The 15,440-nt window shown below is 62.3% G+C and carries 10 protein-coding genes; 6 read left to right on the forward strand and 4 right to left on the reverse strand.

Annotated features, from left to right (window positions below; translation table 11 throughout):
- Positions 1 to 255 precede the first annotated feature (255 nt).
- Together ACLK1G_RS02235 and ACLK1G_RS02240 are read left to right on the forward strand one after the other, a co-directional pair.
- The gene (locus ACLK1G_RS02235) at positions 256 to 858 is read left to right on the forward strand and encodes a LysE family translocator (protein ID WP_420763919.1); all 603 of its coding nucleotides are present in this window, start codon (positions 256 to 258) and stop codon (positions 856 to 858) included.
- Between the two features lie 225 nt (positions 859 to 1,083).
- On the forward strand, positions 1,084 to 6,189 hold the full coding sequence (locus ACLK1G_RS02240) for a dermonecrotic toxin domain-containing protein (protein WP_420763920.1): 5,106 nt from the start codon (positions 1,084 to 1,086) through the stop codon (positions 6,187 to 6,189).
- Here ACLK1G_RS02240 and ACLK1G_RS02245 read toward each other — a convergent pair.
- Both ACLK1G_RS02245 and ACLK1G_RS02250 read right to left on the reverse strand, forming a co-directional pair.
- Positions 6,146 to 7,147, reverse strand: coding sequence for a class I SAM-dependent methyltransferase (locus ACLK1G_RS02245; RefSeq protein WP_420763921.1), 1,002 nt, complete (start codon positions 7,145 to 7,147; stop codon positions 6,146 to 6,148). The genes ACLK1G_RS02240 and ACLK1G_RS02245 overlap by 44 nt on opposite strands.
- Before the next feature lie 123 nt (positions 7,148 to 7,270).
- Positions 7,271 to 7,951 carry a murein L,D-transpeptidase catalytic domain family protein gene (locus ACLK1G_RS02250; RefSeq protein WP_420764038.1) on the reverse strand — a complete coding sequence of 227 codons (681 nt, stop codon included), beginning with the start codon at positions 7,949 to 7,951 and terminating at the stop codon, positions 7,271 to 7,273.
- A 162-nt stretch (positions 7,952 to 8,113) separates the two neighbouring features.
- Between ACLK1G_RS02250 and ACLK1G_RS02255 the strand changes: the two genes are divergently transcribed.
- On the forward strand, positions 8,114 to 9,676 hold the full coding sequence (locus ACLK1G_RS02255) for a L,D-transpeptidase family protein (protein WP_420763922.1): 1,563 nt from the start codon (positions 8,114 to 8,116) through the stop codon (positions 9,674 to 9,676).
- 11 nt (positions 9,677 to 9,687) lie between these two features.
- Here the strand turns inward: ACLK1G_RS02255 and ACLK1G_RS02260 are convergent, their stop codons facing one another.
- On the reverse strand, positions 9,688 to 10,320 hold the full coding sequence (locus ACLK1G_RS02260; protein WP_420763923.1) for an NAD(P)H-dependent oxidoreductase: 633 nt from the start codon (positions 10,318 to 10,320) through the stop codon (positions 9,688 to 9,690).
- An 84-nt stretch (positions 10,321 to 10,404) separates the two neighbouring features.
- Here ACLK1G_RS02260 and ACLK1G_RS02265 point away from each other — a divergent pair, with 84 nt between their 5' ends.
- The 3 genes from ACLK1G_RS02265 to ACLK1G_RS02275 all read left to right on the forward strand — a co-directional run bounded on the left by ACLK1G_RS02265 (position 10,405) and on the right by ACLK1G_RS02275 (position 14,416).
- Complete coding sequence (locus ACLK1G_RS02265) at positions 10,405 to 11,034, forward strand: TetR/AcrR family transcriptional regulator (RefSeq protein ID WP_420763924.1); 630 nt, start codon at positions 10,405 to 10,407, stop codon at positions 11,032 to 11,034.
- Positions 11,035 to 11,271: 237 nt separating this feature from the next.
- A complete protein-coding gene (locus ACLK1G_RS02270) occupies positions 11,272 to 12,798 on the forward strand; it encodes an alpha-amylase family glycosyl hydrolase (protein WP_420763925.1) in 1,527 nt (508 codons plus the stop codon).
- 10 nt (positions 12,799 to 12,808) lie between these two features.
- Positions 12,809 to 14,416: an alpha-amylase family protein gene (locus tag ACLK1G_RS02275; RefSeq protein ID WP_420763926.1), complete on the forward strand. Its 1,608-nt coding sequence runs from the start codon at positions 12,809 to 12,811 to the stop codon at positions 14,414 to 14,416.
- On the opposite strand, the gene ACLK1G_RS02280 is transcribed toward ACLK1G_RS02275, so the two are convergent.
- Positions 14,405 to 15,388, reverse strand: coding sequence for an SDR family oxidoreductase (locus ACLK1G_RS02280; protein WP_420763927.1), 984 nt, complete (start codon positions 15,386 to 15,388; stop codon positions 14,405 to 14,407). The genes ACLK1G_RS02275 and ACLK1G_RS02280 overlap by 12 nt on opposite strands.
- Positions 15,389 to 15,440 lie beyond the last annotated feature (52 nt).

Below are 15,440 nucleotides of genomic sequence, written 5' to 3' on the forward strand. Positions count from 1 at the left end.
AATATAAATGAAGTAGTCAGGGTTGGTTGTTCAGCGTGCTGTCAATTTTGCGGCGAGATATTGCACGATCAAAGTGTGTAACTTGGCATTGCCATATGCGTCCGGTAACAGGGTTCCTCGAGTAGCTTCGCGGGTCGGTTTTTACAGTAATGCGCTGAGCCCGGTGGACTAGCGCAAGCGCTGCTCAATTGTTCCAGACTCAATACGGCGGCATCGGGATGATCAGCTCTACGATCACCAATGAGAAGTCGCTCCATGGACCAATTACTGCCGTTTGCCTTGTTTGCCTTCGTCGCCTCCATCACGCCGGGCCCGACCAATATCCTCGTACTGAGCCACAGCTCACGCTACGGCCTGGCGACCACTTGGCCGATAATCCTCGGCGCTTGCGCAGCCGCCGCCATGTTGGTGCTATTGGTGGGCACCGGGCTGGGGGACGTGCTGGCCCGGCATGGCACGGTTCAAACGGCGCTGTCATGGGCCGGCATCGCCTGGCTCAGCTGGATGGCTTGGCAGATCTACAGCGCACCGGCTGAAGCCATCGACCCGGACCGACCTGTGGACGGGCCCCGACTCGGCCTGGCGGGCGCCGCCGGGTTGCAGTTGGTGAATCCCAAAACCTGGATGATGGCGTTGGCGGTGGTCAGCGTGTTCGCCGGGTCCGAGGCCGACCGTACGGCGCGGGTGCTGTGGCTGTCCCTCGCATTCTTCGCGATTTCGATCCCCTGCATGACTGCCTGGGCCTGCTTGGGGCGTGGCGCGGCGAGGTTTTGCCGTTCCGCCGTTGCGATGGGCCGCTTCAATCGGGCCATGGCGGTGTTGCTGCTGGTCTCGGCGTGGTTGACGTTGGTTGTCTAGTCGAGAGCCGCTTAGATGGCGGCCTGACGCGAAGGGGCAACGGGTTCGCTGCACGCACCCAGGCGCCGGATGCGATTACCCGCGAGCCCGCGCCCCAGTCTCGCAACCCCTTGCAACGCTTCGCCGGTTTCAAAAAGCGTCCGATTTCGACAGCATCGCCCAACCCTGAGCTGAGCGTGCTCACCACTTCGAACGCTCGAACGACCCCAAGGAAGGAGGTCCATCATGTCCATTCAAACTCATGTCGCCATCATCGAGGCCAAGCTGCCCGGCTGGTTGAAGCGAGCCGCGCGCCCTCATCAGACGCGCTTGAAAGCCCTCATGAAGCAGTTACAGAGCGACAGCGACGCACTCAACGCGTTGGTTGCCGACCTGCCGAAACCAGCGGTTTTCGCAACCAACCTGCTGCAAGCCGAGCCACAGATACAACGCTGGATTGCGGTAAACGGCTTTGGCACGGCTGTTGATGCGGTGCGCAGGGCAAGGGTGAGTCGCACCCACTACATCCGTGACCCCGCCCTGACGGTGGTGAAAGCCGCGATGCAAAATTTCCCGCCCGCCGATGCTGTGACAGGCAGCGACTTCGATAAGGACGGCGTGCTCTACATTCAAGGTCGCAGCCTGGAGTTCCTGGGCGCCGAAGAACGATCGGATACCGCGGCATTGCCCATGTCACCCGCCGAATTTGCGCGTCTTTGTCGCCGGATCAACGCAGGCGGGGCTTACCGCCAGGTGCTCGAAAGCAGGTTGCCGCACCTCGGCGCCGAAGTCCCCGCCATTGCGCATGTCTACATGAGCTATGCACGCAGCCGTCTCGCCTACGATGCCTATGAAGCGAAGCTGGACGGGCGCCTGGATGAAACCGGCGAGCGGATGCTGGCCCACGTCGGTGTGCACCTGGAAGAGCGACCTGCCGTGCCGCTGGCTTGCGAGGTCAAGTCCCTTGAGCTGCTGTCGGTGCCGTTGTTCGGTGCACGGGTTTACTGGGGCGTGCAAGGCAACGCCGAAGGCGTTCGGCCAGTCGTCCTGCACATGCCCCATGATGCGGTGGCGCCCCTCAAGCAATTCAAAAGCCTGCAAGCCATGTCTGCCGAGCTGATCGAACGGGTACGTAAACGCAGTTATCGCCAGAGCCTGATGCATTACTTCCCGTTGCGCTTGCAGGCCTCGTTGGGGACCGCGTTGCACGATCAGGTGGAATGGCGGGTGGATGCCCACCCTAACGTGATGCAGGAGATCTACGGCCGCATCACCGGCTGGCGCGAGGGTGAGCGGGGCGAGGACGGGACGCGGGAACGCATCCGGGTGCCGATGCCAAAGGTTGCCTGGGGCCTGGGTGATCTGCGCGAGCAGCCTTGGCCCGCTTGCTATCGCGAGTGGCGCGGCCATGTATTGGCCAACGCGGCTACGCTGATGGTGCCCACCGAGGAGAAGGACTGGCAGGCGCGGATGGCGCGGTTTGCCTACTGGGAAAGCCTTGCCGAGCGTGCGTTGATGGTCACGGCCATGCTGTTCCCGTTCTACGCACCGGTTGGCATGACCGCGGCGGCGGTCGGGGGCGCGCAGATGGTGTATGAGATCTTTGAAGGCATCCAGGCGTTCAACGAAGGCCAGGCCCAGGAGGGCATCGACCATATCTTCAATGTCTTGTTCGGGATCGCCCAAGGTGCCTATCTGGGATTCGTGGGCGGGACCCTCGAGCCGATGTCCGCCCATGACGGTAGCACGCGCTTGTGGAACGGCGATGTGCGTAGTTTCCGGGCGCAAGGCGTGCCGCCGGCAGAAGCCGAACAGGACGCGTGGGGCGTCTGGCGCACACCGGAGCAGGCCTGGGTTCGAATCGACGATGACTACTTCGAAGTCCAGGGAGCCGGCGACGCGCTCGACCTGCGCTTGCCTGCCGACCATCGTGGTATCCGACCGCCCCTGAAGTGGAACCGTGCCCGTGGTTGGCAGTGGGCCCATCGCGATCCGATGCGGCAGGGCAACCTGGAACTGCTGCGATCCTTCGCCGAAACACCCTCCGAGCTGGATGACCAGACAATCCTCTCATTGCAGCGCCAGACAGGTATCAACGAGGCACATCTACGCTATTTGCAGGTCGAGGGCCAGCCGTTGCCGGCAATACTCGCCGACAGTCTGGATGACGCGAGGAACTGGCAGGACCTGAAACAGGCCGTCGCGCGACTGCGCCGCAATGAGTCGATGGGGGGCGCGCACTTTCGGATCGTCCAGACCCTTGTCGATCTTCCAGGCTGGCCGAGAGGCGCCACGCTGCGCTACGACGATGGCGTCAGGGTCTACCCCATTGGGCGTGCGGGCGACGTGCGGTTTATCCGATTGACCAGCACAGATTTGCAGAGCGATGCCTGGGCCAACTATGTGCTCTCGAATTTGGGCAGGGAAGAACAGACCGAGATACTCGGGCAACGCAGCATCGGCCTGCGCCCAGCAGAGCGTAGTCGGCTGTTGGCGGACCGCTGGGCCGACCTGTTGGAGCGCAACGCGGCACGGGTGACCGATGGCATGCGTCGCGGTGTAGAGCTGGATCCGTTGGCCGCGCCGATCAAGCGTGCTTTTCCCGGTATGCCGGAGTCCATCGCCAACGAGCTTGCCCGTCAAACGACGGGGGTCGAACGGTTGCGCTTGGTCCAAGGGCGTGTGGCCGGGGACTTGGGTGACCAATGCGCCGAAGCGTTGCGTGAGTTGCGCCTGACCCGCGCGCTGGGCGCGTTGGAACGCGGTGAAAGCACCGGCGACCGGGATCGCCTGGTCATGGGCCTGCTCGACCAGTCGCCGCTGGCCAAGGGGCGTTTGCACCTTCGCCTGTGGTCGCGGGAACTCCGGACTCCGCTTGAGCTGGAAGGAGACGGGCCGATGAAGACCATCCGCCAGGAAGGTGAGCGATACCAGCCTTTCGATGAACAAGGTGAAGAACTGGCGGGCCCTCTCCCGTTGGAGGAAGCGCTGCTCAGGGCCATGCCCGATGACGCGCGCAAGGCGCTCGGCCTGGATATATGGGAAGCGACGAAGCTGCGCACCCGTTTGCTCGACCAGGCCTTGGATGATCGGCAGGCACTACGTGGTTTCCTGCAGATGAAGCGCATCGGTGATGACGGGCCCGGCCTGCAATCGCTCAACGGCCGCATGGGTTACCCGCTCAGCGGGCGTGGACGCCTTCCTCTATCGGCGTGGCGCAACGGCCTGGACCATCGGATCGAACAGCTTTATCCCGGTCATGCCGGTGATGCCATGGCTCAGCTTCGGCTGGATCTGAGCCAGCAGGCGAGGCGGGCGGGCACGACGCTGGAGGCGTTGGTCGACCGGCTGCAAGCCCAGTGGACAGCACTTGACCAAGAGCTGCATCACTGGGAATCCCATGGAGACGTGCATCACCCCGCCGAAAACCCGCTCGACCCGCAGGCGCGGGCCGAGCAGCGCAGGATCGTCGGCGGGGAAATCCGCCGTGCCTGGCGACGCACCCCGGTTCCGGGTCAGGAGGGGAGCGAGGTGCGGTTGAAGCTGTCGGGGCACTACCTCGGCCGATTACCGACCATCAGCGCAAATTTCGAGCACATCGAAGAGTTGATGTTGACGAATCTGAGCCTGGATGAGGACCCATCTGATTTCCTCCGGTTGTTTCCCAACATCGATACCTTGCACCTGCGGGGCAACCAGCTGAATACGATACCCGTGGCTGCCGGCGAGTTGCGCGGGCTGCTGGAGTTGTCGATGAAAGACAATCCCTTGTTGATGACCGCCGATGTCTTCGTACCTCTGCTTGGCGGCGATTCGGCGAGCAACCTGCATATCCTGAACCTGTCGGGAGTCAGCAGTGGGGTAGGGCCGTCGATGAGTGCCGCCACGGTCGAGGCCATCGGTCGCCTCGCCGAGCTGCCTTCGCTGCAGGACCTGGTATGGGCTGATAATCTGCATTTCACTCCCGAGCAGCTGCGAGCCATCGCCGCCTTGCCGGAGCTGCGCATCTTGAACCTGTCGCGCTGTGGCCTGAGGCTCGATGAGGAAGGCAGCGCATTCCTGCGCACGGCGACCGGGCTGGAGGAGCTCGCCTTGAACGGCAACAATTGCACCCATCTGCCAAGCCTGCCCGAGCTCAGACTGTTGCGGGACCTGGGACTGGCCAATACCGGGCTCGATACGGTGCCCCCGGCGGCCCTGGCGATGCTGTCCAATCCATCCGCCGCGCATATCACCCTCGATCTAATGAATAATCGGATCAGCAATATCCAGGATGACCTGCTGCCTCTATTGGGCGGTGAGCCAACACCTGATGTGCTGGCAATACTCCTTCAGAACAATCCGTTGCCGAGCGCCCAGATCCAAGCGCTTCGCGTCTTGCGACCGGAGGCCTTTCGCTACACGGCCGATGATTGGTTGGAGGGCTTTGACTCTTTTCGAGGCTCCCTGGAGGCGGCGCGCGATGAGCCCGGGAACAGGCGTTTCATTGACTGGTTTTCAGTCCGGATGACCAGCGATATCAACAGTGCCGACCCGGGGCTGCCGTCCAATGCTCGTTCCAGGGGAGCCGCCGTGCTCCAGCATTACACGAATTTCGAGGACATCTATGCCGAGCTTCCGAGCCGACTGACAGACTTTGATCCACAACTGGCAGCGCTGCGCAGCCGGTTGCAGGCGCGCATCCTGGACAGGGTATCGCCTGATTTGTCAGAGCTTGAAGTACACATATCCATGTTCATTACGGTACAGCGCGCCCGCCTTTTGAATGAACCAGTGCCTTTTGCCAGTTTCATGAGAATTCAATACGACTTCTGGAATTACTCGCTATCGCTCAGGCCACTCACTGTTGCCGAGCGTGCCGCACTGATGAGCCGGGAGGCGTTCATCGACTGGCTTTGCACGGCCCAGGACATTTTCAACGATGCTGATCAAGTCGCTCGCGTAGGGGAAACCACTTGGCGGCCGTACCTTGGCCTGATGTCCCGGGACTGGACTGAAGGAGCGGCCATCTGGGAAACCGTGGACGAAAACCTGTCGGACGCCTTCAGTGAACCGGTGAACCCATCCGGCTGGCCAAAAGCGCTGCTCGACAACCTCAGGCATCCGGCCGCCGATCTACCGAGTGCCTGGGAGCACGCTCCGGTGGATGGCCAGATGGTTTGGCGCCGAGCGACCCTGGAGGCCGTGAACGATGTGGACTGGACTGCTGGCCAGCCGGTGGCACTCAATGATGATCAGTTCCGGCGCACCATGGCGATCTACCGCTCGGTGAGGACTCGGGAGATCGACGCCCTGGTTCGTCGCGTGACTACCGATCTGATCGATCCATGGTGGCCGTTGCGGCCTCAATAGCGTCCATACCCTTGCCTGAGGCCTGTTGCCTGAACACCAGGGCCTTGAGGCCACAGGCCGGGTCAGCGTCTGGAAACTCCGGGGGATTGGCCAGCCGCTCTGCAAATAACAGCCCCGGCGCTTCGCGCATGACACCGTCGATGAGGAAGTCCGGGCCGGTGGCCGGATCGTTGCTGCAAGCCAGGACGGTTCCGGCAGGCGTCAACAGTTCCGGCAGGCGGCGCAGTACACGCTGATAGTCCTTGGTCAGCAGAAAGCTGCCTTTCTGGAAAGTGGGTGGATCGATGATGACAAGGTCGTACGGCCCGTTGTTGATGACCTTGCCCCAGGACTTGAACAAGTCGTGGCCGAGGAAACTGACCTGGCCCAGGTCATGGCCATTCAACCGGTGATTGTCGCGTCCACGGCTCAAGGCCGCGCGGGACATGTCCAGGTTGACCACGTGGTGCGCACCGCCGGCAATGGCCGCTACCGAAAAACCGCAGGTGTAGGCGAAGAGGTTCAGCACCCGCTTGCCAGAGGCATTGGCCCGCACCCAGTCGCGCCCGTAGCGCATGTCGAGGAACAGGCCGTTGTTCTGCTTCCTTCCCAGATCGATTCGGTAGCGCAGGCCGCCTTCGGTCAGGGTCCATTCATCGATCGGTTCGCCTACCAGCCACTGGGTGAGACTGTCGGGCAGGTATCGATACTGCACGGCGAGGGTATGGGCGCCGCTGTGTTGCCAGGCGGGCGAGGCGGCGAGGGCGCGCAGCATGGTGAACAAGTCATCCAGTTGCGTTGGATCGGGCTCCTTGAACAGCGAAACCAGCACCACGCCTTGCAGCCAGTCGACAGTGATTTGCTCCAGCCCTGGCCAGCAGCGCCCGCGACCGTGGAATAGGCGACGGGTTTCGTCGGGCACCGATCCCAGCGCCGTCGACAAGTGGCTCTGCAATGTTTGAAGGGCTTGAGGATTCATCAGGAAAAACGCCAGCGACTCGAAAGGCCGGCATTTTAACCACCGGCGAACCGGGTGCAATCCCTGTGGCGAGCAAGCTTGCTCGCGCTTGAGTGCGAAACGCTCACACGATTGGGCCTGCTGCTAGCCGCCGCTGGTCGCCAGGATGCTCGCCACCTGTTGCGGCTGGCAATTGAGATAGGCCGAACGCTTGAGCCACGCCGGGTCGGGGTACCAGGAAAACATGAATTGCCCACCCTTGAGCTTGTCGATCACCTGACGCGCCACTTGCGGGCGTACGGCGGGGCAGCCGAGGCTGCGGCCGATGCGACCCTGGCGCGCGCTCCACAGCGGATTCACATAATCGGCGGCGTGGATCACGATCGCCCGGTCCCGGGCCATGTCGTTGAAACCGGGTTCGAGGCCGTCCATGCGCAGTGAATAGCCATGGGCGCCCTGGTAGCTTTCCTGGGTACGGAACAACCCGAGGCTGGACTGATAACTGCCCAGGCGATTGGAGAACTGCGTGGCGAAGTTTTCCCCGGATTTCTGCCCGTGGGCCACCAGGTCGCGCAGCACCAGCTTTTTCTGGCGCAGGTCGAAAATCCATAGCCGGCGGGCCGTGGACGGTTGCGAATAATCGATCACCGCCAGGTGGCGGGCCTGTCCAGCGCCGTTGGCAACTGCGCACTGCATCGCACTCAGGGCACTTTTCAGCGCCTGGGGATTGAGTTCCGGCGCGGCGTGGGCGAGGCTGTTGTAAAGAGGCTGGGTCTTGGGCTTTTCGGCCAGCGCGGGGCTGCACACGACGCCCAGGCTGGTCATGACCAGGCAAAGTCGGCGCAAGTAGGCCGATACAGGCGAAAACAGCTTATGGTGGCGTTCGTTTGCGGCATCCCGTCCGGTTTCGTTTGTCTGCATGATGGCGGGTCGTACCTGTCGCAAAATTCACCGTCAACGAGACGGCCATGGATTGGAGTAAAGCAGTTGTTTAAAAAGCCCGCATGTTACCTGAGCCTTTTATTGCTCGTTGCGCCATTGGTCGCTACGGCCGATGACGGCGATCCGGGGCAGGCGCAAACCACGCTGGCGCAGCTGTCGGTCAACTGCCCTGAGTTGGCTGCAAGCGTTGATTTTCCGACAGTCATGAGCTTGCAGTCCCTGTACCAGCAAAACGCAGGCCAGCCGATCTGGATGGACGATGAGCGGTTACAGGCGCTACAAATCCAATTGCAACAACTGGCGGATGATGGAATGGATCCGGCCCGCTACAGCCTACCGGGCCAGGGCGCCTATTCGAATGCTGCGTGTACCGACATCGCCATCAGCCAACGCTACCTGCAAGCCCTGCATGATCTGCGCTTCGGTTATCTGCCACAGAACCGCCTGGAGCCGATCTGGAAAGCCAATCCGCAAGCGCCGGATCGTCGATCCATGGTGCTGCACTTCGCCATCGCGGGCCTGCACAATCCGGTAGAGGCTTTCGAACTGGCTCGGCCGAGCCTGATGCTCTATCGCAACCTGCGCGAGCTTTACGCCCGGCAGCGGCAGCAACCCCTGGCGGACTGGCAATCGGTGCCCGGTGGTCCGCTTTTGCAGCCAGACAAGCGCGACGCCCGCGTCCCGGCACTCGCCCGGCGCTTGTTCAACGAAGGCTACCTGAGCGTGCCGCCACTCGATGCCGATGAGCATTACAGCCCGAGCCTCGTGGACGCGATGAAGAATTTCCAACTTGACCATTCGCTACAAGCGGATGGGGTAGTGGGCCCCTGGACCGTCTCCGAGCTCAACATCAGCCCGGCCATGCGTCGCGAGCAGTTGCGCATCAACCTGGAGCGCATGCGTTGGTTGGCCCAGGACCTGGAGCCGGACAGCGTGCTGGTCAACGTGGCGGCGGCGCAACTGACGGTTTACCAGGGCGGCGCTCCAGTGTGGCAAACCCGCACCCAGGTGGGGCGTGCCGAACGCCAGACGCCGCTGATCAAATCGCGTATCACCCGCCTGACGCTGAACCCCACCTGGACGATCCCGCCGACCATCATGCGCGAGGACAAACTGCCCGAAATCCGTCGCGACCCGGAATTTCTCACTCGGCACAATCTCCGTGTGCTCGATCGGGACGGCTTGCCGGTGGCAGCGGAGAGTATCGACTGGGAGCACCCCGGCGATCTCATGCTGCGCCAGGATGCCGGCTCGAAGAATCCCTTGGGCAAACTGGTCGTGCGCTTTCCCAATCCGTTTTCCGTGTACCTGCACGACACGCCCAGCCAGGCTTTGTTCAGCAAAGGCCCGCGGGCCTTCAGCTCTGGCTGTGTGCGCATCGAGCAGGTCATGCACATGCGGGACTTGCTCGTAACCCCGGCTGAACGCAAGCGGACCGACACGCTGCTGGCAAGCGAGCTGACCCATGAATTCAGGCTGGCCAAGCCCGTGCCGATCCTGCTGGGCTATTGGACAGTGCAAGCGGACAGCCAGGGCCGGGCGGTGTATATCCCGGATATCTACCAACGTGATATCGCCCTGTCTGCCGCTGACCGCCGTGCGCTCTGAGCACAGGGGGCTCAGGCGCAGGCCGCTTCGCCCGTTACATGGGCTGTCTCGTCAGTTGTCGAAAAGAGCCGTTGGCCAAGGGCCTCTGCCGTTTGCAGATGTAGCTTCGGATCGAGGCTTTCCGATTCGAGCAATCTGTCGGAGCTCACGACGTGGGCGCCGCAGTAGTCGAAGATCCCGTGTTCGATTTGCGTGACCATCGCCTTGTCGTAGCCGTGGCGTTCGAAACTGCCGGCATCTGCGCCGCCGACGCCCACCAAATGAACCCGCAGCCGCTGGAGTTTCCGGACAAATGGTTGACCGGGGATGTAATCGAACGCCCAGCCGTTGGAAAATACCCGGTCGATCCATCCCTTGAGCAATGCCGGCATCGACCACCAGTAGATCGGGTACACCACGACCAATGCGTCGGCACGGTCGATCCGGGCCTGCTCGGCCAGAACATCGGCGGGCGGTGCTGCAACGCGGCGATGAACCGCACCGTCGGCGTAATCAAAGCGTGGGTCGAATCCTTCGGCCGCCAAATCGGCTATCTCGAACGTATCCGTCGGATTGGCTTGATTGATCCCGTTGCCAATGGCTTGGGCGAGGGCATGGGTCAAAGAACCCGGGTTATGGTGAGCAACAACGATAACGGCATGCATATGGATTTCCTCTGGTATCGCGCATTAACAAGCGCGTATGATCAGCTAAGTTACTGAACGTAAGTTACCGTTGGTATAGTTAACATGTCAACCCACGAAGAAAATGGGCGCCCCGGCGCTGCACCCCGGCGGCGGCTATCGCGCGCCGACAGGCAACGGCAGCTGTTGGAAGTCGCCTGGCGCATGGTGCGCGAAGAAGGCAGCGAGGCGCTGACCCTGGGCCGCCTGGCGGAACAGGCTGGCGTGACCAAACCCATCGTCTACAACCACTTCATCACGCGATCAGGGCTACTGGCCGCGCTTTATCAGGATTTCGATGTCCGTCAGACCGCGTTGATAGGTGCCGCGATCGACGCCAGCGAACCGGATCTGGAAAGCCGCGCGCGGGTGATTGCTGGCTCCTTTGTGGATTGCGTGCTGCTTCAGGGAAGGGACATACCGGGCGTCAGCGCGGCGCTGAGCGGCACGCCTGAACTTGAGTCCATAAAAAGGGAATGTGAACGAAGCTTTCTGGAAAAATGCCGATCGGTCCTCGAACCCTTCGCCGGAACCGGACGCCTTTCCCAAGCGAGCCTGCGGGCGATGCTGGGGGCGGCGGAGGCGTTGTCCGATGCGGCGGCCAATGCAGAGGTCAGCGCGCAGGAGGCCAAGCGGGAGTTGTTCCTGACCATCGTTGCGATGGTCGAGCGGGCTGCCGGAAATGCCTCAAACTGATCAACCGTTATCGCGAGCAGGCTCGCTTTCACAAGTCTTGTGAACGGAACAACCCCATGTGGGAGCGAGCCCGCTCGCGATGGCGGCAGCACATTCAACCTCTCTCCAAGGATTCTCCACCAAGAAAAAACGAACCCCAGGCTCGTTTTTCGGTTCTTAACTGATGTCCCTTGATAACAAGGACATCAGGCGGGGCCGCGGTCTTGCCCACCAAACACTGCGATCAAAGGAGGCGACATGCCCAACTCCTTCCATTCGCCCTGGTGGAAGAACGCTGTGATCTACCAGGTTTATCCTCGCTCTTTTGCCGATGCCAACGGCGATGGCATCGGCGATCTTCCCGGTTTGACGGCACGTCTGGACCATCTGCAACGTCTGGGCGTCGATGCGTTGTGGCTGTCGCCGGTGTACCGCTCGCCGATGTGTGACGCAGGCTACGACATCTGCGACTACACCGATGTCGATCCGCTCTTCGGCAACCTGGCCGACCTCGACGCATTGATTGCCCAGGCCCACGAACGAGGCTTGAAGGTCCTACTCGACTTCGTGCCCAACCATACGTCCGACCAGCATCCCTGGTTCCTCGAATCACGTTCCAGCCGCGACAACCCCAAGCGCGACTGGTACATCTGGCGCGACCAGCCCAACAACTGGCGGGCCTCGATCGATGGCGGCAGCGCATGGACCTGGGACGAGACCAGCCAGCAGTACTACTTGCACTTCTTTTTGCCGCAACAACCGGATCTCAATTGGCACAATCCCGAAGTCGTGGCCGCCATGCACCAAGTCCTGCACTTCTGGCTCGAGCGCGGCGTGGACGGGTTTCGCGTCGACGTGGTGCATTGCGTCGGCAAGGACCCGAGTTTCGCCGACGACCCGCGCTGCATGGCCGGTGAAACGATGGTCAAGATCAACGACCAGCCCTATAGCCATGAAGTGTTGCGAGGGTTGCGACGCCTCGTTGACAGCTACCCCGGCGAGCGAGTGCTGATCGGTGAGGTGAACATTCGCTCCACGGCGCAGGTGGCGGCCTACTACGGCGCCAGTGACGAATTGCACATGTCATTCAATTTTCCACCCCTGGACGCCCCCTGGGACCCGGTGGTGTTTCGCATGTGCATCCGCGAGGTGGAAAACGACCTCGGCCCCTTGCAGGCCTGGCCCACGTGGGTGCTGTCCAATCACGACAACAGCCGTCACCGCAGTCGCTATGGTGGCTCGTTGCGCCGGGCGAGGGCCGCGGCAGTGATGCTGCTGACGCTGCGGGGCACACCCTTCATCTACCAGGGCGAGGAATTGGGGCTGGAAGACACCCAGGTAACCGCCCAGACCCGCGTCGATCCTGGCGGGCGGGACGGCAGCCGGGCACCGTTGCCGTGGACGTCCCAGGCGCCGCACGGTTGGTCGGGGCAGGCGCCGTGGTTGCCATTTGCAGCAGACGCCGACGTGTTGTCGGTGGAGTCGCAGGAACGTGCCACCGATTCGGTGTTGGCCCTTTATCGCCGTTTGCTCGCCTGCCGTCGCAATAGCCTGGCGCTGCGCCTGGGCGGCTGGGAAGAACTGCCGTCCCATCCACAAGTGCTGGCCTATCGTCGCCATTGCGAAGGCGACGAGCGCCTGGTCTGCATCAACTTTGCCGACAACGAACACACCTTTCCTTTGGCCGATCCCTGGCGGGTGGAAGTCGCCAGTGATGGGGCGGACGAAGGCCAGCCGTTCAGCGGTCTTCTGGCTGCCGAGCAGGCCGTGATCCTGTGTCGATAAGGAGTGATCAATGAAAGCCAATTGGCACCGAAACACTTTGATCTATCAGATCGATCCATCCTTGTTCTACGACAGCAACGGCGATGGCCGGGGCGACCTCAAGGGCATCATTCGCCAGCTCGACTACCTTCAGGCGTTGGGCGTCGGTGCGCTCTGGCTGATGCCGCTGTATCGGTCACCGTTCAAGGACGCCGGTTATGACGTCAGCGATTTCATGGCACTGGACCCGCGCTTTGGCAGCGAAGAAGACTTGCGCCAGTTGATCGTCCAGGCCGGTGAGCGCGGCATTCGAGTGATCCTTGAATTGGTGGTGCAGCACACCAGCGATCAGCACCCCTGGTTCCTTCGCGCGCGGCGGGACAAGGACAGCGTCTATCGAGATTATTATCTGTGGTCCGACACGCCGGTGGACGATGGCAACCAGCCAATCTTCCCATCGGTGGAGGACAGTATCTGGCGCTGGGACGAACAGGCCGGACAGTATTATCGACACCTGTTCTACCGCCATGAGCCGGACCTCAACCTGGCGAACCCTCGCGTGGTCGAGGAGATCGAGCGCATCATGGTCCATTGGCTCGAGCTGGGCATCGCCGGCTTTCGCCTCGATGCCGCTTCACACCTGGTGGAACAGGCTGGCGGCGGCAATGAAGAGCAGGGCGTCTGGGTGCTCGACCGATTCTACAAATGCATGACCCGCATCAACCCCGAAGGCGTGCTGATGGGCGAAGTGGATGTCGAGCCGGAGCGCTTCAGCCACTATTTCGGTACCGGGGAACGCTTGGGCCTGGTCCTGGATTTCTGGGTCAACAATCATCTGTTCCTGGCACTGGCCCGTGGCGAGGCCGAGCCTTTGCAGCGGGCCATCATCCGGCGTCCGGCGCCGCCGGATGGTGCGAATTACGCGGTCTGGCTGCGCAACCATGACGAACTCGATCTGGAGCGCTTGAGTGAGCAGGAACGCGAGGAAGTGATGCAGGCGTTCGCCCCGGAACCGGACATGCGCCTGTACGGCCGAGGCATCCGCCGGCGCCTGGCGCCGATGCTCGGCGGCGATGTCCGGCGCCAGGCCTTGGCCCAGGCATTGTTGTTGTCACTGCCCGGGACGCCGATCGTGCGCTACGGCGAAGAAATCGGCATGGGCGAGGACTTGTCCCGTCCCGAGCGCCTTTCGGTGCGCACGCCCATGCAATGGAGCGACGAGGCCAATGCCGGGTTCTCATCGGCCCAGCGCCTGGCCGCGCCGCTGATCGACGAAGGGCCGTTCGCCTATACGCGATTGAACGTGGAAGCGCAGCAGGATGACCCCGATTCGCTGCTGGCTCGCGCCCGTCGATTGCTGTTGGCGCGCAGGCGGTTGGGTGAAGTGGGCGACGGCAAGGCGCGCCTGTTGACGGTCGATCATCCAGCGGTGTTCGCCATCGCGCATGAATGCAGAGCCACCTCGGTGATGCTGGCGAATCTGGGCACCGACGCGGTCACCGTGCAGTTGCGCGAGCTGGACCTGGAGGGTTTCGAGGAAGTGCTCTCGGACAGCCCGTACCCGGCCCCGGCGCAATCGAAGCTGGCGCTGAACGGATACGGGTATCGCTGGTTCCGGCGCGGTGGCTCAGAACAGTAGCAGCACGAGCGCCAACAACCCGCCACAGGCCAACAGCAGGGCCGACACCTGTGTCGAGCTCAGGGCCAGCGCAGAGTCCCGGGAGCGGCCGTTGAAGCGCCCGCGGGTACGATGCATGGACTCCTGTGGCTCGAACAGATTGTCCGGGCGCTGATTGTCGTCATCCTCGTTGGTCATTTGCCCCGACCAGGCGTTGCGGGCCAACAGGCGATCGAGCAGCCCAGGCATCAGACACGTGCCGACAATGGCTTTGAGCGACGCCGCACCCAGCCACAATTCCCTGGGCGTGCGCTTGACCACGCTCAATATCGCCCGGGCGGCCACGTCCGGATCATGAATCGGTGGCACCGGTTGCGGGCGCTTGCCCAGCTTGTTCCGGGCCCAATCGAACTGCGGCGTGTTGATCGCCGGCAGTTGCACCATGCAGACCTTGATTTTGCTGTGCTCATGAAGCAGTTCGCAGCGCAATGAATCGGTAAAGCCACGCACCGCGAACTTGGCCCCGCAATAAGCGGCTTGCAGGGGAATCGCGCGGTAGGACAGCGCCGAGCCGACCTGGATGATCACCCCGCGATTACGTCGTCCCATCAGGTCCAGCGCTGCGAGGGTGCCGTGGACGGTGCCCAGGTAAGTCACCTTCGTGACTCGGTGGATTTCTTCGGCGCTCAACTGACGGATCGGCGAAAACACCGTGACCATTGCGCAGTTGATCCACACATCGACAGGTCCCAGTTCGCGCTCCATCCGCTGGGCCGCTTCGAAGACTGCATCGGCGTCGGCGACATCGACGCTGAGCGCCAGGCACGTCGTACCCAATTGGTTCAGTTCTTCTGCGGTAGCCGCCAAGGCTTGTTCGCCCCGGGCCAGCAACCCGACGCGGTAGCCCGCCGCGGCAAACCGGTGGGCGGTCGCACGACCGACGCCGGCGGTGGATCCACTGATGACAACGACAGGTGGGTTTCGCTCATCCATTGCGTTCACATCCGATCAATAGCCTGCGCCCTCTGGCGCTGTTGGTTTCCAA

The organism is Pseudomonas algeriensis, assembly GCF_048847255.1.
Classification (GTDB): Bacteria; Pseudomonadota; Gammaproteobacteria; order Pseudomonadales; family Pseudomonadaceae; genus Aquipseudomonas.

What these genes read in the sequence shown, in the direction of transcription:
- ACLK1G_RS02235 (WP_420763919.1), top strand. Translation starts at nt 256, where the DNA reads ATGGACCAATTACTGCCGTTTGCCTTGTTTGCCTTCGTCGCCTCCATC.
- ACLK1G_RS02240 (WP_420763920.1), top strand. Translation starts at nt 1,084, where the DNA reads ATGTCCATTCAAACTCATGTCGCCATCATCGAGGCCAAGCTGCCCGGC.
- ACLK1G_RS02245 (WP_420763921.1), bottom strand. Translation starts at nt 7,147, where the DNA reads ATGAATCCTCAAGCCCTTCAAACATTGCAGAGCCACTTGTCGACGGCG.
- ACLK1G_RS02250 (WP_420764038.1), bottom strand. Translation starts at nt 7,951, where the DNA reads ATGACCAGCCTGGGCGTCGTGTGCAGCCCCGCGCTGGCCGAAAAGCCC.
- ACLK1G_RS02260 (WP_420763923.1), bottom strand. Translation starts at nt 10,320, where the DNA reads ATGCATGCCGTTATCGTTGTTGCTCACCATAACCCGGGTTCTTTGACC.
- ACLK1G_RS02265 (WP_420763924.1), top strand. Translation starts at nt 10,405, where the DNA reads ATGTCAACCCACGAAGAAAATGGGCGCCCCGGCGCTGCACCCCGGCGG.
- ACLK1G_RS02270 (WP_420763925.1), top strand. Translation starts at nt 11,272, where the DNA reads ATGCCCAACTCCTTCCATTCGCCCTGGTGGAAGAACGCTGTGATCTAC.
- ACLK1G_RS02275 (WP_420763926.1), top strand. Translation starts at nt 12,809, where the DNA reads ATGAAAGCCAATTGGCACCGAAACACTTTGATCTATCAGATCGATCCA.
- ACLK1G_RS02280 (WP_420763927.1), bottom strand. Translation starts at nt 15,388, where the DNA reads ATGGATGAGCGAAACCCACCTGTCGTTGTCATCAGTGGATCCACCGCC.